The sequence below is a fragment of the Entomomonas sp. E7T21 genome (genome assembly GCF_058693955.1).
Genome location: NZ_CP191672.1, coordinates 2778669 through 2803991 on the forward strand (window position 1 = coordinate 2778669; position 25323 = coordinate 2803991).

25 protein-coding genes are annotated in these 25323 nt (G+C 35.7%); 2 read left to right on the top strand and 23 right to left on the bottom strand.

Annotated elements, in window-relative coordinates:
* Positions 1–8: 8 nt before the first annotated feature.
* From accB to ACQVD9_RS13195, 14 genes are all read right to left on the bottom strand, one after another.
* Complete coding sequence (gene accB / locus ACQVD9_RS13130) at positions 9–470, bottom strand: acetyl-CoA carboxylase biotin carboxyl carrier protein (protein WP_264746399.1); 462 nt, start codon at positions 468–470, stop codon at positions 9–11.
* Between the two features lie 17 nt (positions 471–487).
* The gene (gene aroQ / locus ACQVD9_RS13135; protein WP_264746400.1) at positions 488–934 is read right to left on the bottom strand and encodes a type II 3-dehydroquinate dehydratase; all 447 of its coding nucleotides are present in this window, start codon (positions 932–934) and stop codon (positions 488–490) included.
* Between the two features lie 236 nt (positions 935–1170).
* Complete coding sequence (locus ACQVD9_RS13140) at positions 1171–2979, bottom strand: protein-disulfide reductase DsbD (RefSeq protein ID WP_264746401.1); 1809 nt, start codon at positions 2977–2979, stop codon at positions 1171–1173.
* A 103-nt stretch (positions 2980–3082) separates the two neighbouring features.
* A complete protein-coding gene (era, locus tag ACQVD9_RS13145) occupies positions 3083–3979 on the bottom strand; it encodes a GTPase Era (protein WP_264746402.1) in 897 nt (298 codons plus the stop codon).
* Entirely contained in the window at positions 3976–4665 is a 690-nt protein-coding gene (gene rnc / locus ACQVD9_RS13150; RefSeq protein ID WP_264746403.1) for a ribonuclease III, read from the bottom strand. The genes era and rnc overlap by 4 nt, the downstream gene beginning before the upstream one ends.
* 3 nt (positions 4666–4668) lie before the next feature.
* The gene (locus ACQVD9_RS13155; protein WP_264746404.1) at positions 4669–5052 is read right to left on the bottom strand and encodes a DUF4845 domain-containing protein; all 384 of its coding nucleotides are present in this window, start codon (positions 5050–5052) and stop codon (positions 4669–4671) included.
* Positions 5053–5069: 17 nt separating this feature from the next.
* On the bottom strand, positions 5070–6050 hold the full coding sequence (gene lepB, locus ACQVD9_RS13160; protein ID WP_264747905.1) for a signal peptidase I: 981 nt from the start codon (positions 6048–6050) through the stop codon (positions 5070–5072).
* A 169-nt stretch (positions 6051–6219) separates the two neighbouring features.
* Complete coding sequence (lepA, locus tag ACQVD9_RS13165; RefSeq protein WP_264746405.1) at positions 6220–8019, bottom strand: translation elongation factor 4; 1800 nt, start codon at positions 8017–8019, stop codon at positions 6220–6222.
* Between the two features lie 175 nt (positions 8020–8194).
* Positions 8195–9601, bottom strand: coding sequence for a DegQ family serine endoprotease (locus tag ACQVD9_RS13170; protein ID WP_264746406.1), 1407 nt, complete (start codon positions 9599–9601; stop codon positions 8195–8197).
* A gap of 156 nt (positions 9602–9757) precedes the next feature.
* On the bottom strand, positions 9758–10654 hold the full coding sequence (locus ACQVD9_RS13175; RefSeq protein ID WP_264746407.1) for a MucB/RseB C-terminal domain-containing protein: 897 nt from the start codon (positions 10652–10654) through the stop codon (positions 9758–9760).
* 209 nt (positions 10655–10863) lie between these two features.
* Positions 10864–11403 (bottom strand): sigma-E factor negative regulatory protein, encoded by a 540-nt coding sequence (locus tag ACQVD9_RS13180; RefSeq protein WP_264746408.1) that lies wholly within the window; start codon positions 11401–11403, stop codon positions 10864–10866.
* Positions 11404–11445: 42 nt separating this feature from the next.
* Positions 11446–12024 carry an RNA polymerase sigma factor RpoE gene (gene rpoE / locus ACQVD9_RS13185; RefSeq protein ID WP_264746409.1) on the bottom strand — a complete coding sequence of 193 codons (579 nt, stop codon included), beginning with the start codon at positions 12022–12024 and terminating at the stop codon, positions 11446–11448.
* Between the two features lie 141 nt (positions 12025–12165).
* A complete protein-coding gene (locus ACQVD9_RS13190; RefSeq protein WP_264746410.1) occupies positions 12166–12609 on the bottom strand; it encodes a protein YgfX in 444 nt (147 codons plus the stop codon).
* On the bottom strand, positions 12593–12850 hold the full coding sequence (locus tag ACQVD9_RS13195; protein WP_264746411.1) for an FAD assembly factor SdhE: 258 nt from the start codon (positions 12848–12850) through the stop codon (positions 12593–12595). The genes ACQVD9_RS13190 and ACQVD9_RS13195 overlap by 17 nt, the downstream gene beginning before the upstream one ends.
* A 188-nt stretch (positions 12851–13038) precedes the next feature.
* On the opposite strand from ACQVD9_RS13195, the gene ygfZ reads away from it, so the two are divergent.
* Complete coding sequence (gene ygfZ, locus ACQVD9_RS13200; RefSeq protein ID WP_264746412.1) at positions 13039–13986, top strand: CAF17-like 4Fe-4S cluster assembly/insertion protein YgfZ; 948 nt, start codon at positions 13039–13041, stop codon at positions 13984–13986.
* A gap of 46 nt (positions 13987–14032) precedes the next feature.
* On the opposite strand, the gene ACQVD9_RS13205 is transcribed toward ygfZ, so the two are convergent.
* The 7 genes from ACQVD9_RS13205 to ACQVD9_RS13235 all read right to left on the bottom strand — a co-directional run bounded on the left by ACQVD9_RS13205 (position 14033) and on the right by ACQVD9_RS13235 (position 20026).
* Complete coding sequence (locus tag ACQVD9_RS13205) at positions 14033–14818, bottom strand: penicillin-binding protein activator LpoB (RefSeq protein ID WP_264746413.1); 786 nt, start codon at positions 14816–14818, stop codon at positions 14033–14035.
* A gap of 10 nt (positions 14819–14828) precedes the next feature.
* Positions 14829–15416, bottom strand: a complete 588-nt coding sequence (lpoB, locus tag ACQVD9_RS13210) for a penicillin-binding protein activator LpoB (RefSeq protein ID WP_264747906.1) — start codon at positions 15414–15416, stop codon at positions 14829–14831.
* A 40-nt stretch (positions 15417–15456) separates the two neighbouring features.
* On the bottom strand, positions 15457–15816 hold the full coding sequence (locus ACQVD9_RS13215; protein WP_264746414.1) for a YcfL family putative periplasmic lipoprotein: 360 nt from the start codon (positions 15814–15816) through the stop codon (positions 15457–15459).
* Between the two features lie 55 nt (positions 15817–15871).
* On the bottom strand, positions 15872–17197 hold the full coding sequence (locus ACQVD9_RS13220; RefSeq protein ID WP_264746415.1) for a COG3014 family protein: 1326 nt from the start codon (positions 17195–17197) through the stop codon (positions 15872–15874).
* Positions 17198–17270: 73 nt separating this feature from the next.
* A complete protein-coding gene (locus tag ACQVD9_RS13225) occupies positions 17271–17759 on the bottom strand; it encodes a C40 family peptidase (RefSeq protein ID WP_264746416.1) in 489 nt (162 codons plus the stop codon).
* Between the two features lie 132 nt (positions 17760–17891).
* On the bottom strand, positions 17892–18464 hold the full coding sequence (locus ACQVD9_RS13230) for a C40 family peptidase (RefSeq protein WP_264746417.1): 573 nt from the start codon (positions 18462–18464) through the stop codon (positions 17892–17894).
* A gap of 287 nt (positions 18465–18751) precedes the next feature.
* A complete protein-coding gene (locus tag ACQVD9_RS13235; protein WP_264746418.1) occupies positions 18752–20026 on the bottom strand; it encodes a bifunctional O-acetylhomoserine aminocarboxypropyltransferase/cysteine synthase in 1275 nt (424 codons plus the stop codon).
* A 192-nt stretch (positions 20027–20218) separates the two neighbouring features.
* Here ACQVD9_RS13235 and ACQVD9_RS13240 point away from each other — a divergent pair, with 192 nt between their 5' ends.
* Complete coding sequence (locus ACQVD9_RS13240; protein WP_264746419.1) at positions 20219–21229, top strand: AI-2E family transporter; 1011 nt, start codon at positions 20219–20221, stop codon at positions 21227–21229.
* Between the two features lie 41 nt (positions 21230–21270).
* On the opposite strand, the gene ACQVD9_RS13245 is transcribed toward ACQVD9_RS13240, so the two are convergent.
* Both ACQVD9_RS13245 and pepN read right to left on the bottom strand, forming a co-directional pair.
* On the bottom strand, positions 21271–22611 hold the full coding sequence (locus ACQVD9_RS13245; protein WP_264746420.1) for a glutamine synthetase family protein: 1341 nt from the start codon (positions 22609–22611) through the stop codon (positions 21271–21273).
* A 20-nt stretch (positions 22612–22631) separates the two neighbouring features.
* Positions 22632–25283, bottom strand: coding sequence for an aminopeptidase N (pepN, locus tag ACQVD9_RS13250; RefSeq protein ID WP_264746421.1), 2652 nt, complete (start codon positions 25281–25283; stop codon positions 22632–22634).
* Positions 25284–25323: the final 40 nt, after the last annotated feature.

Here is a 25323-nt window from a genome sequence, read left to right on the forward strand (position 1 = left end):
CTCACCTATTAAACAATTGTAAATAGTGGTTGGTCGTATTCTACTGGCTCACCATTCTCAACAAGAATTGAATCAATAACACCACTTACTTCTGCTTCAATATGATTCATCATTTTCATTGCTTCAACAATACAAAGCACATCACCTTTCTTAACTGTTTGACCAACTTCAACAAATGAAGCTGCAGTAGGTGCTGGTGAACGATAGAAAGTACCAACCATTGGCGAGCGTATAACACTACCTTTTAATACTGGCGCTGCTGGAGCGGCTTCTGCTGGAGCAATAGAAGAAGTTGCAGGAGCTGGTGCTGGAGCGGCAACAGGAGCTGGTGCTGCATAGGTAGGAGCAGCTAATACTTTATTACTATGACGACTAATGCGAACAGACTCTTCACCTTCATGAATCTCTAATTCATCAATGCCAGACTCTTCTAACAATTCGATTAGTTTTTTAACTTTACGTATATCCATTATTTTAACTCTCTGGTTTATTTACTATGTTCAATTTGCTCAATAGCTGTTTGTAAAGCAAAATAATAACCTTTGGCTCCCAAGCCACAGATTACCCCAACAGCTATATCGGAAAGATAAGAATGATGACGAAAAGGTTCACGTTTATGAACATTACTTAAGTGGACCTCTATAAAGGGTATATTTACTCCTAACAATGCATCACGAATCGCTACACTGGTATGAGTAAAAGCACCTGGATTAATTACAATAAAATCAATTTTTTCACTACGCGCAGCATGAATACGGTCGATTAACTCATGTTCAGCATTACTCTGCAAATAAGCCAATTGATGCCCTTGCTGTTTAGCACACTCTTGTAATCCAGCATTAATTTGAGCCAGTGTTGTAGTACCGTATACTTCGGGCTCACGGGTGCCTAATAAATTAAGATTAGGACCATGTAAAACTAAAAAAGCTGCCAAAAAGTTATCCTTTTATTGTAACTTTATCATAATAATTTGGTGGTTTTACTGTTTACCAGTCATATGACTAACTAAACTAATTATTCTCTTCTAAATTTATGTAGGATAGAAACAGAATAACCGAAATTCGTTACATTTTACCGTAAACTTTTACTATTCGCACTACTTTTATTTATTAATTATTTATGTTAGGTAGATATAAGTCATTATATTTATTTTTATAATTTTTGCCGCTTTTAAGGATTAATTTCATTTAAATGTGCTAAGAATTCTACTTGCCCCATTTCACCAATAATACGAGCATTTACTAATTCATTGCCTGCCTTATCAAAAAATAAAATAGTAGGTGGACCAAATACTTTATAATCATTTTGCAATTGACGATGTTGATCAGTCATTTTTGACATATCAATTTTAATTAACTGATAATCAGCCAATTTAGCAGCAACTTCACGATCTTCAAATACTTCTTTTTCCATTTTCAAACAAGCAATACACCAATCCGCCGACCAATCAACCATTGCTATCTTACCTGCTGCTTTGGCTACTGTAAGTTGACTATTCAGTTCCTCTTGGTTATAAACCACTTGCCAATTCAGAGTACTGTTTTTAGTTGTTGATTGTTCAGTTGTGGAAATACCTTTTAAAGATTGTAATGGATCCGTATTACCTTGCCATGCTCCCACCCAAGCACAAATAGCATAAACTATTAAAAACAATCCTAATACTTGAGCTAATTTTTGTACTTTAGTTTTGGAGCTAGAAAAATCAAACGTTCCAATAAAGATTGCCACACCAGCGGCTAATAACCCCCATAAAGCTAAAGTAATGTAACCGGGTATTATTCTGGACAACAAGTAAACAGCTACAGCCAATAACATAACACCAATAGCATTACGTACAACCACCATCCACATGCCTGTTTTAGGTAATAACGCTTTACCACCCGCAGCAATAATAAATAGCGGCAACCCCATTCCTAAACCTAAGGTAAATAAACTGACCCCACCACCTATGGCATCTCCTGTGGTACTAATATGTAATAAAATGCCTGCAAATGGTGCACTGACACAAGGTGAAACAACCAAACTGGAGCACACACCTAAAATAGCCGCCCCTAACAGCGATCCACCATGTGTTTTATCAGCTGCCTTATTTAATGGATTGGTAATAAATGCAGGTAACCTTAATTCAAACACACCAAACATGGCTAAGGCGAACAGGGTAAAGAAAACTGCAAAAGGAATAAGTACCCAAGGTGACTGTAACCTTGCAGAAACATTTAATTCAGCACCAAATAAGCCTAATAACACACCGAAAATGGCATATGTAATTGCCATAGACAGAATATAAGTTAATGCTAATATTTGCGCTCTTAATGTACCTACCTGCCCTCTCAACACTACACCAGCAAGAATAGGCAACATAGGAAATACACATGGCGTTAAACTTAATAATATTCCAAAACCAAAATAGGACAATAAAGTTAGCCAAGATAACGCAGCCCAAGAATCACTAAACGATTGTGTAGCATCGTTCTCCGTTGTATTTGATGATACGGGCATAACACCTGTTACAGGAATAGTTTCTGTTTCCATTGGATAACATAACCCTTTTTCAGCGCAACCTTGATACTTAATATCAAAATTAAATGCCAATTTATCAGGATTTGTAATAGGTATGACTAGATCTAAAACTGCATGATATACCTCAACCTCACCAAAGAATTCATCTTGCTTTATTTGCCCTTTAGGCAAAGTAAATGAAGAAATGGTAACGTTAGGATTATCACTTGAAAATGAGAAACGATCTTTATAAAGATAATAACCATCTGCAATAATAAATTGCAGATGAATATTTTGTGCATCAACCTGTTTTTTTTCTATACGAAATGCTTGTTCAACAGGTAAAAAACTATCTTGAGTACTAATAGTTGTTGTACTACCACCAAACACACTATCAGGCCGAGCTTGTAAGATATCATTATTGGCCAGTGCAGGAAGAATAACTATTAAGGATAATAGTAAAATTACTAGTCGCTTCATCGTTCTCATTAACTTGTTAATCTATTAATGGGCTATGATAAACAGAATAACCTAAGTTAGGCTGCCATAAGTGTTTGGAAATGTGACAAGGCTCTCAACAAACTTAGTCCAAATAGCCTAAAGAACGCATAGCACGTTCGTCATCTGACCAGCCACGTTTCACTTTTACCCATAAATTGAGCATTACTTTTGAATCAAACAATACTTCCATATCTTGTCTAGCTTCCTGACCAATTCGCTTAATTCGCTCGCCTTTATCACCAATCAGGATTTTTTTCTGACCATCACGCTCTACTAAAATTAATGCATGAATATGTAGAATAGCTCCTTCTTGTTTAAACTCTTCTACTTCAACATTAACTTGGTAAGGAAGCTCAGCACCTAATTGTCGAGTAATTTTTTCTCTTACAATTTCAGCTGCTAAAAATCTACTAGAACGATCTGTTAACTGGTCTTCTGGATAAAAATGTTCACCTTCAGGTAAGTAGCTACTTATCAACTCTTCTAAAGCCGTTAAATTCTGTGAATGTAATGAAGAAATAGGCACGATTTGAGCATTAGGTAACTGATTACTTAACCATTCTAAATGAGGTAATAGCTCTTTTTTATCATCTAACCGATCAATTTTATTAACTGCTACAATCACAGGCATTTTAAGGTATTGAATTTTATCTAAAACTAATTGATCTTCTTCAGTCCAACGATTTCTATCCACTACAAACACCACGACATCTACATCACGTAGAGCATTAGCAGCCGTTTTATTCATATAACGATTAAGAGCTTTTTCATTTTCCTTATGTAATCCTGGAGTATCCACATAAATAGCTTGTACTGAACCCTCGGTTTTAATCCCCAACATAGTATGACGAGTAGTTTGTGGCTTACGAGAGGTAATCGCTAGTTTCTGTCCCAAGATGTGATTAAGCAACGTAGACTTACCCACATTAGGCCGACCTACAATAGCTACATAACCACAACGTTCAACGACCTCTGTCATACTTTTTTACTCTCTAATAAATCCAATGCTCTTGCTGCCGCTTGTTGCTCAGCAATACGTCGGCTACTACCCTTACCACGGGTTTTCTTATCTAACACACCAAGATAGCATTCAACATAAAAAACACGCTCATGGGGTTCTCCTTCTATATTAGCTACCTCATATTTCGGTAACTCTGCATTACGGGACTGTAAAAACTCTTGTAAACGGGTTTTAGGGTCTTTATTAGTATCCACAAGGGTTAAAGTGTTAAATTCTTCTGTTAACCAAACCAATATACGTTCACGAGCCTTATTCATACCTGCGTCAAGATAAATAGCACCAATTAATGCTTCCATTGCATCCGCTAAAATAGAATCTCTACGAAAACCACCACTTTTTAGTTCACCAGAGCCTAATCGTAAATAGTCGCCAATCTGAAAATGACGTGCTAATACTGCTAAAGTTTCACCCTTCACTAATTTAGAACGTAATCGGGATAACTGTCCTTCTTTTGCTTGTGGGAAACGCTCAAACAGTGCTTCCCCTACTACAAAATTAAGAATAGCATCACCTAAAAACTCTAAACGCTCATTATTTTTACCAGAAAAACTACGATGAGTTAATGCCAAAGTCATTAACTCTAAATCTGTGAACGAATGCCCTAGCTTATTTGCTAAAGTTTTTAATGCTCTATCATTTACCATGTATTACTTTAATCTAGCTTGGTAAGTTTTATTAAATACATTAGAAAGATAAGTATCGCCAAATATCTTGTTATCTTTTCTATAATCTACAGTTAGTGTAACTTGACTACCCAAATTTTCTGCTTTAATAATCTCTCTTGCTTGTAACTTAACATTGTTTTGATCTAAACCTTTTTGCAAATAATCATAGATTTGATCAACACCATAAAGACTATCTTGCTCACCTTCTTTTACTACTTTTTCCAATAAATCATTGACTACCCTATTGTCAATAATATCCATTGTTACCTTAAAAGTAGGTGATGCCAAAACGACAATCAATGCAACAAATAAAACGATGATAATATTTTTAATTGCACCAGCAGCAGAAAACTTAGCGTCAGCCATAATAAATCCTCTAAAAATTACTTAATTAATCTATCATTTGAAAATGAAGGAATATTTTCCAATTTCTTATCAGGCCAATGCATCCACACTAAAAATGCTTTTCCCACAATATTTTCAGCTGGAACCATATACATCTTATCATCATTAACAATTCTATTAATCTCTTCACGAGGCGTATTTTGATCTACAAAATCCTCAATCCAGAAACGACTATCTTTTGAATTATCACGATTATCACCCATCATAAAATAATAGCCTTCAGGTACAACCCACTCCTGATTAGGCTTAGGTGAAACATTAGCCCTATTAGCCATTTTATAGATGTTATGTTTTACATCACCTAATTGTTCTTCATATAGTTGATAATCAACAGATTCTTTACGACTTTCCACTGTTTGTAGTAATTGATTATAAACTTGCACTTCTTCAACTAGAGTAACTTTCCCAGCCGAATTTTCACCAACCAACTTATCATTCACATAGAGGCGTTTATCTTCAGTGTATTTAATGTGATCACCTGGCACACCTATAACCCGTTTTATATAATCAATTTCTGGATTAGGTGGATAATGGAAAACAGCTACATCCCCACGTTGTGGCTTATTAATCGGAATAATCACCTTATTAATCACTGGAAAGCGTATACCGTAAGTAAATTTATTTACCAGAATAAAATCACCCACCTCTAAAGTAGGCTTCATTGATCCAGAAGGGATTTGAAAGGGTTCTACCAAAAAAGAACGAAGTATAAATACTATTAACAATACAGGAAATAACGAACGAATAAACTCAAAAACTGCCGGGCCTTGGCTTAATTCTTTAACTAATTGCTCATCTGGTACTGTAACGCTTTCTTTATAAGCTTTAACAGCTGCCTTACGCTTTGCCACAAAAAATAAGCGATTTATAACCACTACTAGCAAAGAAATAAAAGTAGCCAATGTTAAAATCAGGGTAAAGTTAAAATACCTAACAAGCACTAACACCACAAACACCATAATGGCTAGTGGTCCCCATGAGTAAGCTAATGCAACATAAGCAGGAGGTTTACTACCATCCTCTTGTCCTGCTTGTACTGTACCCAATATAAACTTATCCAATGCCATAATAATAATGGCAACAACAGAAAGCACACCAAATATAATAAATAAATTCATTATTTAACCCTTAGCTATCTACTTTTAGTACAGCTAAAAATGCTTCTTGTGGAATTTCAACATTACCTACTTGCTTCATACGTTTTTTACCCGCTTTTTGCTTCTCAAGTAGTTTCTTCTTACGTGTTGCATCACCACCATAACATTTTGCCAATACATTCTTTCTTAATGCTTTTACGGTTGTTCTAGCGACAATCTGACCACCTAATGCAGCTTGAATAGCAACATCAAACATTTGCCGAGGAATTAACTCTTTCATTTTTTCAGTAAGAGAGCGACCTTTACTAGCTGCTCTATCTCGATGCACAATTAACGCTAAAGCATCTACTTTTTCACCATTAATTAATACATCTAGTTTCACTAAGTTAGCTGCTTGGAAACGATCAAAACTATAATCTAATGAAGCATAACCACGACTGACAGATTTCAATCTATCAAAAAAATCTAATACCACCTCATTCATTGGGAGATCATAGCTCACTTGTACCTGACTACCCATAAACTGCATATCTCTTTGTACACCGCGCTTTTCAATACAAAGTGTGATCACATTACCCAAATGTTCTTGTGGTACTAAGATATTTGCCTGAACAATTGGTTCACGCATTTCATCTATCATTGTTGGATCAGGTAATTTGGATGGATTATCCACATAAATAACTTCACCACTCTTCAACAACACCTCAAATACTACAGTAGGTGCAGTGGTGATTAGATCTAGATTATATTCACGCTCTAGACGCTCTTGAATAATCTCCATATGGAGCATACCCAAAAAGCCAATACGGAAACCAAAACCTAATGCATCTGAACTTTCAGGCTCATACTGTAAAGCAGCATCATTTAACGTTAATTTTTGCAGTGCCTCACGGAAATCTTCAAAATCATCAGAACTTACAGGAAATAAACCAGCATATACTTGTGGTTTTACACGTTTAAATCCAGGTAATACAGAAACTTCTGGAGTATTGGCAAGGGTCAGTGTATCCCCTACAGGAGCGCCATGAATATCCTTAATACTTGCAATCACAAAGCCTACTTCACCTGCTTTTAGTGATTCTGTGGTAGTATGTTTAGGCGTAAAAACTCCAACACTGTCTACTAAATGAGTTTTACCTGTTGATTTAACAAGAATCTTATCGCCTTTCTTAATAGAACCATTTCTTACACGAACAAGCGAAACCACCCCTAAATAATTATCAAACCAAGAGTCAATAATAAGTGCTTGCAATGAATCATCAATTTCACCTTGTGGTGGTGGAATTACTTCTATTAGACGTTCTAACACATCTTCTACGCCTAAACCACTTTTAGCACTACATACCACTGCATCAGTAGCATCAATACCAATAATATGTTCTATTTCTTCTTTAACGCGCTCTGGCTCTGCTTGTGGCAAATCAATTTTATTCAGCACAGGCATTACTTCTAATCCCTGTTCAATAGCAGTATAACAATTAGCGACTGATTGAGCTTCTACACCTTGAGCTGCATCCACCACTAACAAAGCGCCTTCACAAGCAGCTAATGAGCGGCTTACCTCATAGGTAAAATCCACATGGCCTGGTGTATCAATAAAGTTTAATTGATAAGTTTCCCCATTCCTTGCTTTATAGTAAAGAGTTACACTGTGAGCTTTAATGGTAATACCACGTTCACGCTCTAAATCCATAGAATCGAGAACTTGCTCTTCCATTTCTCGATCAGCTAAACCGCCACAAACTTGGATAAAACGGTCAGCCAAGGTTGATTTACCATGGTCAATATGGGCAATAATTGAAAAATTACGAATATGTGTTAAATCACTCACAGGTTTTACTCAAGAAATAAATTAGCGTCGGTATTATAACTTACTTTTATCATCAATAAGCTGTTTATGGTTTTACAAAATATCCTTGTAACCATTTTAACAACCCATAAAAAATAGCCGGTAAGTGTAACCTATATCTCGATTACACACTACCTGCTATTTTTATTTAACTGCCTTATTCTGCTATTTTAAATGTAATATAGGTTGAAAAACCATTTCTTAAGATTCGCATCGCAGATGTTTTATCTTTTGGTAATTTATCAATCAGTTCTTTAAACTCATTGGCTGATTTCACAGGTTGATTATTTAAATGGGTAATAACATCATTACTACGTAATCCCATTTGTTGTGCTAGGCCACCACGCTGCACTGTTCTAATGATAATACCTTGCTCTACACCTAAACGTTTCTTTTGTTCAGTGGTTAAATCATCGACCACTAATCCCATCAAGTTGGCCTTACCATTATTAGATTCTACTCGACCATTAGATACCACATTTTTGTCATCTGGTAATGTCTCTGTAACAATAGTAATATTTTTATTACTGCCATCTCTCATAACCTGTAAGGTAGCTTTTTCACCCGCCTTTAACATACCTACAATATGTGGTAAATCAGCAGAACGATTAATGGTTTGATCATTAACTGATAACACCACATCACCTACTTGTAACCCACTTTTAGCAGCAGGTCCATCAGGTAAGATATCAACCACTAATGCACCTGCGGGCTTAGCAAGACCAAATGACTCCGCTAAATCCTTACTCACCTCTTGGATCATTACACCCAACCAAGCACGTTGTACTTTACCAGAAGTTTTTAATTGATCAGCTACATTCACTGCCACATCAACAGGAATAGCAAACGATAAGCCCATAAAACCACCTGAGCGAGTGACAATTTGCGAATTAACGCCTACTACCTCCCCATTTAGATTAAATAGCGGCCCACCAGAATTGCCAGGATTAATCGCTACATCCGTTTGAATAAAAGGCACATAATTACTCTCAGCACCAAGGCTTCTTCCTTTAGCACTTACTACACCTACTGTTACCGAGTGATCAAAGCCAAAAGGAGAACCAATTGCCATTACCCACTCACCCACTTTTAATGTTTCAGATTTACCCATTTTTACAACAGGTAAACTCTTTGCTTCCACCTTTAACAAAGCAACATCTGTACGAGGATCAGCACCTATTAGAGTAGCTTTTAATTCACGACGATCTGATAATCTCACAACAATTTCGTCAGCTCCATTAACCACATGATTATTGGTTAAAATATAACCATCACTGGAAATAATAAACCCAGAACCTAACGAACGTGTTTGTTGATATTGAGGATAACTGGGTGTTTGCTCACGGAAAAATTCACGAAACATAGGAGGAATATCCTCTAAATCTGGCGCTAACATATTATAATTATTAGCCACCTTTTTAGAGGTACTGATATTAACAACAGCTGGAGAGACCCGCTCTACTAAGTTAGAGAAATCTGGCAAGTCAGCCGCTTGTAATAAACTAACTTGTCCAATACATAATATAAATAATAGCTTATATAAGTGCTTTATTAGCTTTTGCATAGTTACTCCCAAAAACATGTAAGTTGCATACATGGTTTGCAATTTTAATATAAAGATATTTTTTTTGAATAACTAATCTGTGGACTATTTTTTACAAGATATGAATAAATAAGCCCACCATATAGTAGGCTTTATTAATAATATTTTAGATTTAATTTATTGTAGATGAGCAGACAAAGCTATACGTTCTGCTGTAGATAATGGAATCTCTCCCACTACTGTAATTAAATATTGTGAATTCTTATCATCCTTAACTGTAACTTTACGAGAAACAACTATTGTTGCACCAAAATGTCTTTCTATTTCTGCCATACGAGGATCAGTCACAGGCTCAATGAAAACAGAAAAAGTGACCAAACCATCACTATACACTAAATGATCATCTTTACTATTTGCTTTATTAATAACACGCTCTAAGCCAAAACCGTTTGGTTTCCAATCTATCACCCAAGGTGACTTATTACTTTTTATTTCTTTATAGGCAACATTAATACAATCATTTAATGGTGTAACTGAAACTTCACCAGCGGCAACAGGAGTGAATTGAGAGAACTGACCACTTTCTAAAATATTATTATTGGCATCTAAAAAGACAAATTGCAAAGGAAATGAAGTTAGTTTATCAAATGCTAATTTATAAACATAACGATCACCATCTTTTGCTGTAAAAATTAATTCATGGGCAGCTCTACCACCTATTGTTAAATCATCAGGTGATACCGTTATATTATAATCTTCCAACAATCCATCTATATCTGATTTCGCTATAGACTGTAAAATTGTGTTGGCACGAAATCGACTCTTATAGCCTTTAGTCACACATTTAACTTGACCATTAAGCCTTAAAAAACCCTCATTAGTGTTAACTTTTTTAACCCATTGAGTTACTTGACCGTCCTCACTAACTTGTTGATGTACAAAGCTCTCAACGTTATAACCAGGACGATTATAACTAAATACACCTTTAAAACTTTGGCTAGTTTCAGCATCAATAACATGCTCCAGATATACTCTAGAACTTACAGTATCTGTTTGTGTTGCTAATGCTGCCAAAGAAAATATTAATAAGTAAACTATTGTGCAAAACTTTAGTAATATTACTGTTGAAAAACACCTCACTAACTTATTCAACAATTTCATTAATTACTATCCTTCTACTGTTTACTCTTTTAGGAATAATACAAGAGTTATTGCAACTACATTAACTAAAATAAAATACTATAAAAAAGCCTAATATCATTAATTAGGCTTTTTTAAAAATACTAATTGGATTGTACATCTGCTGATTGCGGAGTTTCATCATACTCATCGATTACAAGAACACCTTGTTTTTCGTGTCTATCAATAAAATCAGACAACCTGTTTTCAACCCATTGCTCATTAGAAGCAACATTTAATCCTTCAACAATAACTTCTTCATTTTGTGCATAAGAACTTACAGAAGCCGTTATATCTTCATCATTATTAAAGAAAAAGACCACTGATAGAGTTATTGTCATAATCGATGCAGCTACTGCAAATTTACCTAAATGACTCCAAAACTGTGATTTATATTGTACTGTTGGAGAAACTTGTTGCTTAGAATCAATATCTTCACTGGCAATAGCTTCTGACACAGCTGAGGCAATATCAAGTTTTGGGAAAATTACTTGTTCTTGCATGACAGAGCGGGCAATTTGATAACGTGACCAAGTTGCCATTACTTCCTCATCTGCATTAGCTAATACACGACGAACTTCTAAATCATCTGCTGCATTATCCATCAATGCTGATAATGAATCCTTCAATTTTTCATTACTCATAATGGCACCTTCAATAAAATTAACCTAACACTTAGTAGATAATCAGTTTTCCAACAATGGTTGCAACGCTTTATCTACTGCTTCCCTAGCCCTAAAGATTCTTGATCTTACTGTTCCTACAGGACAATGCATAACGTCTGCAATCTCCTCATAACTTAGACCATCAGATTCACGTAAAGTTAGGGCAACACGTAAATCTTCAGGTAATAATCGGACTGTCTTATGAACTACCTGCTCAATTTCATCTCGCAAGAGACTATGCTCAGGTGTATCAATATCCTTTAATCCACTATCACCAAAAAACAATTCAGCATCACTTGCATCAACATCTACATCAGGTGGTCTACGACCTTTAGCAACTAAATAATTCTTTGCAGTATTAATAGCTATACGATACAGCCACGTATAAAAAGCACTTTCACCACGAAAACTACTAATTGCTCTATAAGCTTTAATAAAAGCTTCCTGAGCGACATCTTGAGCTTCCTGCATATCGTGTACAAAACGTAAAATAAGACCATAAATTTTATGTTGATACTTCAATACCAACAGATCAAATGCTCTTTTATCACCTTGCTGTACCCGTTCAACTAACTGTTGATCCTGTTCTTGGGTTAACATGCAGACACCCCATACGTCTGAGACTTATTCTGCATCGTCAAAATCATTTCTCTATTAATTTGACGGCACAATAAAAAAAAAGTTCTGTTTAATTATAAAATTTTGTTACAACTGTGAATAATAATCTCAACTCTATAATTCTCATTCAGTTAAATAACGTAAATATACCTTCAATTTACGATAATCACTTTCTAACATCACATCAAAAGGTAAACACAATGATAAACGTTTTCTATCCCCTTCAATACTAAACTGCAAAATTATGACTCCCGATAATACAACACTTTCAGAAGAAAGCAGCTTAATTACCTGCCAACCTATTTGTTGGTTATAAACAAGCCAATTATTTGAAGTTCTACGTAATGCAGTAAAGGATGTAGGCAATATAAATAAAATATGTTTTCTCAATACCCTTATAACATAAATGGATAATATTACTGCTATTAATATTTGCCAACCAAATACCATTGGTAATTGGAAAACGATTAATAATGCAACCCCATAAAGTATTAGAAATAAATAATATAACCGTTTTGAAACATGCCAATGGCATTCAAATAAGTTACTATCAAGCAGGTTGTACACGGGCCAAAATCATTTGAACCATTCTTTTTAAATCAACATCTTCTGGTTCGTCACGTTGCATAAACCAACCAAACAAATCCTGATCTTCACAACTTAATAGTTTTTTAAAGCGTTCTTGATCTTGTTGATCTAGACTTGGATATACTTCTTGCACAAATGGCATTAGCAGTACATCAAGTTCTAACATCCCCCGACGGCATTGCCAGTATAACTTTTTTAATTCCAATTCATTATCAGACATATAATAAAACCCTTTTATGACTCTCTATTATATCATATATTTTGCCAAAACAAGTTCTTCACAAGAAATGCTTCTGCTTTCTTAAGACTAACAACAAGCTGTTTACTGTAAAAATAATGCTATAATTCAGACAATAAATTAACCTCAGTCTTTCATATCTCCTGAATTTTCTAAACGGATAAGTTTTTATGACAACTCCATTTTTCTGCTTATTAACTCATGAAAGTATTCTTGCTATTCAAGGAGTAGACAGTAAAAAATTTCTACAAGGGCAAATTACTTGTAATCTAAACTACCTTACCACAGAACAATCCAGTTTAGGTGCTAGCTGTACACCTAAAGGCCGTATGGTTTCTAGTTTTAGACTTCTAGAGCAAGCAACTGACAACTATCTACTCTGCTTAGACAAAAATTTATTTGAAAAACAATTAGCTGATTTTAAGAAATATGCTATATTTTCAAAAGTTACATTAGAAAAAGCAGATGAACAATGGGTTCGCTTTGGCCTACAGGCTACTCCTGAAGAATTATCTTTTTTAGAATTAGAAACACCACAACAAGCTAATCAAGTTAAACAACACCATAGTCAACAATATTTTTTAATTAACATTAGTGAGCAACGTTATGAATTATGGATAACTAATTCACATGTAGCCACTATCAAACAATTATTAATTCAACATCTAATGGAAAAGCCACTTAATGATTGGTTATTAGGACAAATTAGAGCAGGAATTGGACAAGTATTTTTAGAAAACACTGAAGAATTTGTTCCACAAATGATCAATCTACAATCAATAGGTGGAGTTAGTTTTAAGAAAGGTTGTTACTTAGGGCAAGAGATTGTTGCTCGTATGCAATACCTTGGTAAATTAAAACGTCATCTCTATCGGTTTTCATTAGATCATCAAGATCTACCTAATATTGGCGCTGACTTATTCTCAACAGTTCATACAAGCAGTGTTGGCCGAGTAGTGTTAGCTGCCCAAACTGAAGATCATAAAATAGAACTATTAGCTGTGACGCAAGATGATGCAACAACTAATGAACTATGGTTACAAGATAACCAAACCAATCACTTAAAGCTTCTTAGCATCCCTTATGAAGTCAATCCTGAAGAAGAAATAAAATACTAAAATAAAAAAGGGGTAATAAATACCCCTTTTTATAAACTATCTATGATTACTTACGTCTGATCACTGTTGGTGGCTCATCTGCCGGCATATTGTGACGAACAGGTGGATTATACGCATCATCAGGTAACTGACCTGTTAATTGTTCAACCACTTGATTCGATACATCTTTACCTAAAGCCTTAGATACTTTACTAACTAATTTAGCACGATCTAAAGTTACCTTCTTATCTAAACTATTAACTAGTTTTAACTCTTTAGCTTCACCCATAGCAGTGAATGCGGCTTTAATTTCATGGGTTTGTGTATTAATTAAATTAAACTCAGCAACTACTGTTAAATTTAATGATTTAGAATAAGTATTAGTGTGTTGAATATTCATCACATTATCAGAAAACTGAATATCTGAAACACGACCAAACAATACATAATCTGCACCATCAAAATCACCCTGATCAATACGTGCAATTATGTCGTTAATATTATCAAAATCAGGATCACCAGAATAAGGACGACCTTGGATTAAATCAACTAAACCCGTTTTTCTAAGATCACCCTTAATATCGCCTACAAACTTACGTAACTCCGTTTGATTAACATAGCTGTAAGTACCCTCAACCTTATGATAATCAGAAGTTGTATTATTAGAGTAATTACCTGCTCTGTTATTGTTTGTTGAATTAGTATTAGCATTATGAGAAGAGTCAACAATTTTAATATAATCCTTGACTTGCTCTTCATATGCTAAATCTGTGACAGCTACTTTCGGTTTAACTTCTTGAGCAAAAGCACCAAGAGATAATGTAGCTACTAATAATCCTGTTAATATACGCATAATCATCTACTCATCGATTTTGTGTTTTGCGGATTTCTTTTTCATCCATCCACTCAGATAAGCCACTTTCTACATCAAACAGCTCTAAAGTAAATTTATAATAAACATCTTTTATATTTTTAGTTTTCTTATTAATAGAAGTTAAAGTACCTTCTAAGCGGTATTTTGCAGCAATCATATTACCTGTTTTAGCCACTGTAGACTCTTTATATAAGCCACTATCATTTTGTAGTTTAAGTTGATCTACTTGGCTTTGCATTCTAGTATTATCACTAGCAAAACGTGCTACACCTGCTTTCATCAGCTGATTTTTAATAGAGTCAGTCACACTACGTGTATCAATATACTCAGAAGTTTTATTTTGTACATCATATACTTGAATAACTGGACGACCACGCAATACACCTGATTGCGCTAAAGAACGTGACATATCTTCAGCAATCATTTGCAAATCAGTAGAGCCAAAATCTATGGTTGCCACTTCTACTGCATTTGGGTCACCATAGCTAACATCTTTTTCACTTCTAACCATAGGAGAGTTATCAGCACACCCCACAACGATCATAGCAGCTGCTGCTAATAAAGTAATACCACGCATTTTTAACATACTAACATCCTCTTAAATAAACTTGTAATCATTAAGGCTCTTGAATTTCAATACGGAAGTCCACTGCCTGAGTAACAGGAGCAATACTATTTATATAAGTACTTTGTTTACCGTAAATCAACTTACTTTTCCATGTTTCCTCTTTGCCTACAGGGAAACCTTGATCATCTAACCACTGGAAACGGTAATTAATATTTTGATTATAACGAGACGTATTTTCTACAGCCACCTTAATCACTAAAAATCCATTCTGTCTAGACTTTTGCGCTTCGAGTACCTCAATATGCTTTACTTTGCCCATCTCAACCACATTTGGGTGTTTACTTGAACATCCCGCTAATACAAGTATACCCATCACTAATGCACAGATTAATTTTAAATGTAGACGCATATTTATCTTCCCTCAAATTAAATTACAACTTTCCATCAATTATAGCTCAAGATGATTAAGGTACATAAATTTTATTTCCTATTTGTATCAACTGAACTATCTGATAACTATTACTAATCATTACATCAAGCTGTGTACCATTCGGTAAGTTTATGGTTTGCTTTCCTTTTGGTAGATTTAAGCGCGCTATCTGCATGCTTTCTGGCAAAGTACGCCATGTCCTTAAATCTGCTTGCTCTAATAAAGCACCCGCCAACCCAAGAGCTAAGCCTGCCCAAGGACTAACCTCCTTATTTAACTGTTGCTGTGCAACCGCCCGAGTTGCCGCCCGAGTAACAGTTCTTACCAGAATCATTGGCAAATCATCGCGTAACGCACGACGAGACATTACATCCACACTTGTTACTTCTGTTAATGGATAATTACGACCATTCACTGCAATTGCATTAAATTTTGAGCTATAACCAACATCAGTAATCACAGGTAATGAAACAGATATTTGAATAATACCATCATTAGTTGGAATAGGAATAGACAAACTAAAAGACTCACGTTTAGGTGCCAAACCAGACTGCATGATAATTAACACATCACTTTGATTAGCAGGCCTACTGATATTACTAGTAAGATTCTTTAAAGCATCTTTTAAAACAGCCGCATCAGGTCTTAGCTCGATTGCATTACGATAACCAGGCGCTGCTAAGTCTCTTTCCCCTAATGCTTCGTAAATATAACCTGCTAAATAATGGCTAAATGCACTTTGATAACTATTTTTTAAATTTACCACACTTGGTGTATTTAAAGTGGCAACAGGATAACCATTTAAATCTTGGAACTGGGTATCAATTCCTTTATCTTGAGCTAATTGCTCTTGTTTTTCATAAAGCAGATCATGCAGATTGGCAATAACTGCTTCTCGCTCATGGGTTTGTCTAATAGCTACACGTGCAGATGCCCAATCCCCCATCGCTAAATAGTTAAGAGCCATTTGAGTAGTTAACATGACTTTTTCATAATCATAGCCTTCATAACGTCTAATTTTGTCATTTAACAAAAAGGCCATAAAATTATTAACATATCTTGCTGGATCAGCTTTTACAGCATCTTCCCATGCTTGTACTTGTTGATTGGCAGACATCCATGCTACTTGGCTAGCTTGCAAATCACCTTTCAGTCTGAGTAACTCACCCTTTTCAAAGTAATAGAGTAAATCCTTCTTATCTTTCTTATTATTGCTCTCTAAAACAGTTAATGCAGCATCAACATCCCCCACATTAATTTGTTGGCTGACAATAGTTAACTCTCTATCATAATCACGAATAGTAGAACAACCTACCAAAAAGAGCATCAACAATAGGGCATAGCCGATACGTAACATCATTATACTCCTCTTACCCCTTGCCCATTCCTATATTAATTTGATGCTCAGTATTACTAGATAGTTATTCAATATATTACTTTTGAATAACTCGCTTACCCAATACAAAGGTTTTATTCCAATAACTTTCATTTAAATTATTAAGGCGTACCACCCCACCAGAACTAGGAGCGTGCACAAAACGACCATCACCCACATAAATTCCTGCGTGACTTACACTATAACCACCATTGGTAGCAAAAAACACTAAGTCACCTGTTTTTAATGAATTACGTTTTACAGTAGGTGTAGCCATACTGCTCATTGCTTTAGTAGTGCGTGGTAATTTAATGCCTGAGCTATTGTAAACATAGACAATTAGGCCACTACAATCAAAACCTGATTCTGGCGTATTCCCTCCCCAAATATAAGGTGTTCCAATTAGGCTCATTGCACTAATAGAAACCTCATCGGCACTTGCAGGAAATTTAGCAGTAATCACAGGCGCCGTACGTGTAGTCTGTTCATTAGTAGAACAAGCGGAAATTCCGAGTACAATCCCTAGAATAAGAAGCTTCCTCAACATACAACCTCCACCTAGATAACTCATACTTTAATTACACTCGTAACACAAACTAATACTACTCAATTCTAAATCATAAAAAAATTGTTGTTATTATAAACATGTGTTTCATCATTTTCACAGTAAAAATCAATATTAATTTAGAATTCGTTTAGCCTCTACAAAGCTAATATTCCAATAACGATTATTTAGACTGTCAATACGAACACCTTTACGCTCATTAGCTGAGTGAATAAAGTAATGATTTCCAATATAAATACCTGTGTGGCTCACTTGGCGACCACGGCCTGTAGCAAAGAACAGAACATCACCTGGTTTTAACTTGGTTTTTGCTACTTTGGGAGCATCCACTTTAATTAACTGCCGTGTAGAACGTGGTAAATCAACGCCAGCCTCTTTTTGGTATAAGTAACCAACAAAGCCACTACAATCAAAACCTGTTTTGACTGATTGACCGCCATAACGGTAAGGAGTACCTAATAAAGAAAAACCACGGGAAATAATGCCATTAATAGCTGGCGAACTACTTGGTTTTTGGGCACGATTGAAGTCCCCTTCTTGAGCTATAAATGCTTGTTTAAGCCCAAATAAGGAAGTATCAATAGTATCTTTTTGTTGATAATGTAGTTCTCTATTAAGAGACAAGTCGAAAGGCGAAGCAGGCTGAGGGTAAACAACAAGTGATTGTTTATCACTCTGTCGATTCACACATCCCGTTATCCCATAAATACAAATTAACAATATTATTAATTTCTTCATCTACCCAAACCCTAAAAACAACCCTTTGAATTAAATGAATATCCAATAAGATTAAGTTAAATCTATAACAAAAAACTTGTATTATACGGAAAGAATTTATGTTGGGAAATTTTAAATTGAGGTAATTGTTACTAAATTATTTGAGCAACAACTTATAATATCTCTACAACTAAAGGCTAACAACCTATTTAAAATGAAGAAAGGTAAATATAATTTATTTACCTTTCTTACAAAAATCACTTAGTTGCTGCTAATGCTTGCTCAAGATCTGCTAAAATATCATCAATATGTTCAATACCTATTGATAAGCGGATCATATCTTGACTAACACCTGCTTTCTCTAATTCCTCAGCATTTAACTGACGATGTGTAGTAGAAGCAGGATGACAGGCTAATGACTTAGCATCACCAATATTCACCAAACGCACCACTAGTTTTAAGGCATCAATAAATTTAGCACCTGCTTCAATACCACCTTTAATACCAAAAGACAAAATAGAAGCGGGTGTTCCTTTCATATATTTCTGGGCTAACTTATGCTCTGGATGACTAGCCAAACCTGCATATTTAACCCAACTCACTTGAGGATGATGCTCTAGATACTGAGCCACCTTCACTGCATTCTCACAATGACGCTCCATTCGTAGTGCAAGTGTTTCAGCACCTTGTAAAATTTGGAAAGCATTAAACGGAGATAAGACAGCCCCCATATTACGTAATGGGATAACACGGCAACGAGCAATATAGGCTGCTTCACCAAAGGTCTCAGTATAACTTACACCATGATAAGAAGGATCAGGGTTAACCAACATAGGGAAACGATCTGCATACTTGACCCAAGGGAACTTACCAGAATCAACCACCATTCCACCTAATGAAGTACCATGCCCTGCTATATATTTAGTTAATGAATGAACAACAATATCGGCACCAAACTCAAATGGACGGCAAAGCGCAGGACTTGCTACTGTATTATCAACCACTAATGGAATACCATGACGATGTGCTATTGTAGCCAATGCTTCAATATCAACAATATTACCTGCAGGGTTACCAATACTCTCACAATAAATCAGCTTAGTACGGTCATCGATTAGTTTTTCTAAACTTACTAAATCATCGTGTTGAGCAAAGCGTGTTTCTATGCCAAAACGTGGCAATGTATGTGCTAATAAATTATAAGTACCACCATAAAGCTTAGCCACAGATACAATATTATCACCTGCCTCGGTAATTGTTTGAATAGCATAAGTAATAGCTGCCATTCCAGAAGCCAATGCCAACCCTCCAATCCCCCCTTCTAAAGCAGCAATACGTTGTTCTAAAACAGCATTAGTGGGGTTAGTAATACGCGTATAAATATTACCGGGTACTGCTAAATTAAATAAATCAGCACCGTGTTGGGTATCATCAAAAGCATATGAACTGGTTTGGTAAATAGGCACTGCTACCGAGTGAGTAGTAGGTTCAGGACTATAACCTGCATGAATGGCCAATGTTTCTAGTTTCATAGGGATACTCTCAATAAACTATGATTTTTATAAATGTAGTTTTTCATTTTAACAATATTACTTAAAAACAAGGTAAAAATCTTAAGAAACAAAATAACTAACCATATAATGATTACTTATTTTGATTTTACCCTTTAAATAATGGCAATATATTGCAGATTCTCAAACTAACTTAAAGGTAAATAACTTTTCATGAATAATGCCCGCTCATGGCCTATTAATTTAGCTAGTGTTCTTATTGTAGCTGTTAGCCTTATTCTTTTATTACCTTTAAAACTGCTTCCCTGTTTAATTGCAGGATTGCTAATTTATGAAATCATAGATTCTATTACAAAAATACTGCAACAGCGTATAGCAGGCAGAGTGGCGCGCTTTCTTGCGGTAGGCATTTTAACTATTGTTGTTATTACAGCCCTTACTATTGCCTTTACCAGTGCCTTTTCCTTTTTAATGCATGAAGCTAATCACCCAGAACAACTACTAAAAAAGCTACTAATGATTATTGAAAAAGCACGTAATCAACTACCTGAAAGTATTGATAGATATTTGCCTGCTACTGCTGAAGATATTAAAAACCATATCAGCCAATTTATTATGGGGCATCTAGCAGAACTAAGAACTTTTGGTAAAGGCGCTGCACATCTGTTTGTAACAGTGCTTATTGGCATGGTGTTAGGTGCTATTATCGCTTTACAACCTACACCAACACCCAATACTTTAAGACCACTAGCAGAAGCCTTATTTACCCGAGTGAGCCGTTTTGCTAAAGCATTTCATGATATTGTATTTGCCCAAATTAAAATATCTATGCTTAATACTTTCTTTACAGCGATATTTTTACTGACTGTACCGCATATTTTTGGTGAGCATTTACCTCTGGTAAAAACCCTTATTCTACTCACCTTTATTGTGGGATTATTACCTGTTATTGGCAACCTTATTTCCAATACGATCATCTTTATTGTCGCCATGTCTGTTTCTTTTTGGGTGGCTAGCTGTGTACTACTCTACCTTGTACTAATACATAAATTGGAGTATTTCTTAAATGCTCGTATTGTTGGGGGACAAATTCGTGCTAGGGCATGGGAGTTATTAATAGCAATGCTAGTTTGCGAAGCTGCTTTTGGCCTTGCAGGTGTAATTGCAGCCCCTATTTACTATGCTTACCTAAAAAGTGAATTGAGAGCAGAAGAGCTTGTATAAAAAATAGCCCTATTAATAAATAAGGCTAATATTTTATCAGCTTAAAGCTGACCACCTAAATATAACCTTTCCCAAGGACTAATCTCCTCAAAGAAACTTTGGAGCTCTTGGCGTTTAGTAGCAATAAAACCGTCTATAAACTCTTGATTAAACAAACCGTGAGCTAGTTTGCTTTTCTCTAAACGTTGCAGTGCGCCAAACAATGAATTAGGAACGGTTAACTCATCAGGTACAATAATCTCACCACTACTAGGTTCAGTAGGTTGACACTTATTCTCTAGCCCATATAAACCTGCTGCTAACGTAGCAGCAATAGCAAGGTAAGGGTTCACATCAACCCCAGCTAAACGATTCTCTATTCGTCTAGCTTCTGGACTACTAACTGGAATACGTAAACCCGCGGCACGATTATCATAAGACCAACAAACATTATTGGGAGAATAATAAGGGTTATTAAGGCGTTGGAAAGAGTTAATGTTAGGTGCATAAAAGGGTGTTAAATCACCTAATACTGTTTGTAAACCACCAATATAATTAAAAAACTCAGGTGTTGCTTCACCACTTTCATCATTAAAAATATTATTACCTGTTTCTTTATTAACAATACTTTGATGAATATGCATAGAGCTACCAGCTACCCCTTCAACAGGTTTAGCCATAAACACGGCTATCATGCCATATTTTAGCGCCAACTCTTTTACCATAAACTTAAACAACAATGTCTGGTCAGCAATCAGTAATGCATTATCATGCACTAAGTTTAACTCAAATTGACTGGTTCCCATTTCATGTTCAAAAGTATCCCTAGGAATACCAAACGACTCCATAGATTGATAAAGTTCTTGAAAAAAGGGTTGTAAGTTATTATTGGCTGAAACAGTAAAACCAGCCGCACCTGTTTCACGTCTTCCATCCAAGCCAATAGGTGGCATAAAAGACTCTTTAGGATCTGAGTTTTTATCAAATAAAAAGAATTCTATTTCTGTAGCAACTACAGGTTCAAACTGCAAGTCACTATAGCGCTGTAAAATACGCTTTAGCAATACTCGAGAACATAGATTTGAGGGCTCACCATTTAACTCATAGGCATCACTGAGAACCAAGGCTTTAGGAATGTCTGACCATGGTAACAAATAAATATGTTGCTCATCTGGATAAACAGCCACATCACCATCATCTGCCCCATAAAAATGAGTAGGTGGATAGCCGCCCATAATACATTGCAATAATATACCTCGTGCCATTTGTAAACGACGGCCAGATAAAAAGCCATCTTTACTCATCATCTTACCACGAGGAATACCATTAATATCTGCTATAACACAGGCAACTTCTTTTACATTAGCCAGTTTTTGCTGCAATATCTCTGACACGATAGCCATACGATTATTCCATTATTATTCTATGCTAAACTTTTACTAACCACTTCATAAACATCACTGGATAGTTTATCAGCAGCCAGAATACGTTCTAATTCAGCCTTCATTAATTGCTGACGCTCAGTATCATATTTTCTCCAACGAGTTAGAGGTGTTAGCAAGCGAGAAGCAATCTGTGGGTTCATTTTATTTAATACCAACACTTGATCCGCTAAGAACTTATAGCCTGCTCCAGTCTTTTGATGGAAGCCCGTAAGATTATTATTAGCAAAAGCACCTATCAATGAACGAACCTTATTAGGGTTTTTAATAGTGAATGCTTTATGAGTCATTAACTCATTCACTCTCGCCAAACTATCCCCTGCTTGACTATTCGCTTGTACAGCAAACCACTGATCAACCACTAAAGGATCTTCAGCAAACTGGTCATAAAAACTAGCTAATGTTTGTTGTTTTTCTTGCTCAAAAGGAGAATTCACTAAGTTAGTTAAAGCTGCTAACTGCTCTGTCATATTATCACTGTTATTAAACTGATCTATACAAGCCGCTAGCACCTCTTTATCCTCTGTTAACATTAAATAAGAGAGCGCCATATTTTGTAAACTACGACGCGCACTATGATCTGCTAAAGGAGAATAAGCCGTTTGTTTAGAAATATTTCTATTAGTTTGATATCTGTTTAAAAATAGCCCTTTTAAATTAATCGCCAATTGTTTACGAATAAACTGACGTGCAGCATGAATAGCGGCTGGATCAGCCACTTCACTGATCTCTACCAAATAGTTCTCAGCAGGTAGTGATAGCATTTCAGCTACCATCGCTTGATCTAAAGAATCATCTGCCAACAAGCTAGCATAAGCCTTCTCCAAGCCTTCATCTAAGGTTAAAGGATTACCTGCTTGGTAATTTGCTATTTGTTGTTGGATAGCTTCTATAGCTAAACGTTGACAAGCATCCCAACGATTAAAGCCATCGCTATCATGCGCCATTAAAAATAATAAATCTTGTTTACTATAGGGGAAGGTTAATTGTACAGGAGCAGAAAAACCTCTTAATAAAGAAGGTATGGGTTTTTCATTAATATTTTCAAAGGTAAAAGTTTGTTCTGCTTCCGTAATCACCAATACTTTTTCTAACGCAGTAGTTGCGTCATCAACCAACTGTAATAGTAAAGGTTGACCTTGCTTATCTAATAAACCCATTGCTACAGGAATAACAAAGGGCAATTTTTCTTCCTGATTAGGGGTTGGCGGACAAAACTGTTTAAAGGTTAAACTATATTGTTTAGTAGTCGCATCATAATATTCAGCAACCTCTAACTTAGGTGTACCTGCTTGGCTGTACCACCGTTTAAATTGGTTTAAATTAATATCATTAGCATCAGCCAATGCCTTTACAAAATCATCACAAGTCACCGCTTGCCCATCATGGCGTTCAAAATATAAATCGGTTCCCTTTCTAAAGCCCTCTTTACCTAATAAAGTATGCAGCATGCGTACTACTTCTGCCCCTTTTTCATAGATAGTCACCGTATAGAAATTAGAAATTTCCATATAAGTATCAGGACGTATTGGGTGTGCCATTGGCCCTGCATCTTCAGCAAACTGATGGGTGCGTAAAAAAGCTACATCTTCTATACGTTTTACTGTTCGTGAATTCATATCCGCTGTAAATTCACTGTCTCTAAATACTGTAAAACCTTCTTTTAAAGACAATTGGAACCAATCTCTACAGGTTACACGATTACCCGACCAATTGTGGAAATACTCATGTGCCACCACAGCTTCGACACGTTGATGAGCCATATCCGTAGCGGTTTCTGGGCGCGCTAATACACAACTGGTATTAAAGATATTAAGTCCTTTATTCTCCATCGCGCCCATATTAAAATCGCTGACCGCTACGATCATAAAGATATCAAGGTCATATTCACGACCATATACTTCTTCATCCCAACGCATCGAATTTTTTAGACTGGTCATCGCATGGCTTACTTTGCCAATATTTTCAGGCTCTACATAAATGCGTAGATCCACTTCGCGATCATTCATGGTGATAAATTTATCTTCTACACACCATAAGTCACCTGCTACTAAAGCAAACAAATAAGCAGGCTTTTTAAAAGGATCTTGCCATGTAGCCCAATGGCGATCATCTTCATCACCTTGCGCCGTTAAATTACCATTGGATAGTAAAATAGGATAACGTTGCTGCTCTGCTTCAATAGTGGTTGTAAATTTACTCATTACATCAGGACGGTCTAAGTAATAAGTAATCTTTCTAAACCCTTCAGCTTCACACTGTGTACAGAACATAGTATTAGATTTATACAAGCCCTCTAAGGTTGTATTGGTTTCTGGATGAATACGTACCGTTGTTTTTAACACAAACTTATCTTTAGTCGGTTGTAAGGTCAGGCTTTTATCATCTACCGTATAACTATTACTATTTAAAACCACATTATCCATAGCTACAGTCAGTAACTCTAACTCTTGCCCATCAAGTATTAGCTCTGGCAACTCGTCAGTATCTTGAATAGGGTTACGGCGCATATATAACTCGGCATGAACCATTGTAAAGCTTTCAAACAACTCAAACTTAAGATGGGTTTCATCTATTAAGTAATCAGGTGCTTGATAATCTTTTAAATAAATAGTTTTTACTGAGTTACTCATTAAAAAACTCCTTGGTGGTGAAGCGAATAATAATAATTGT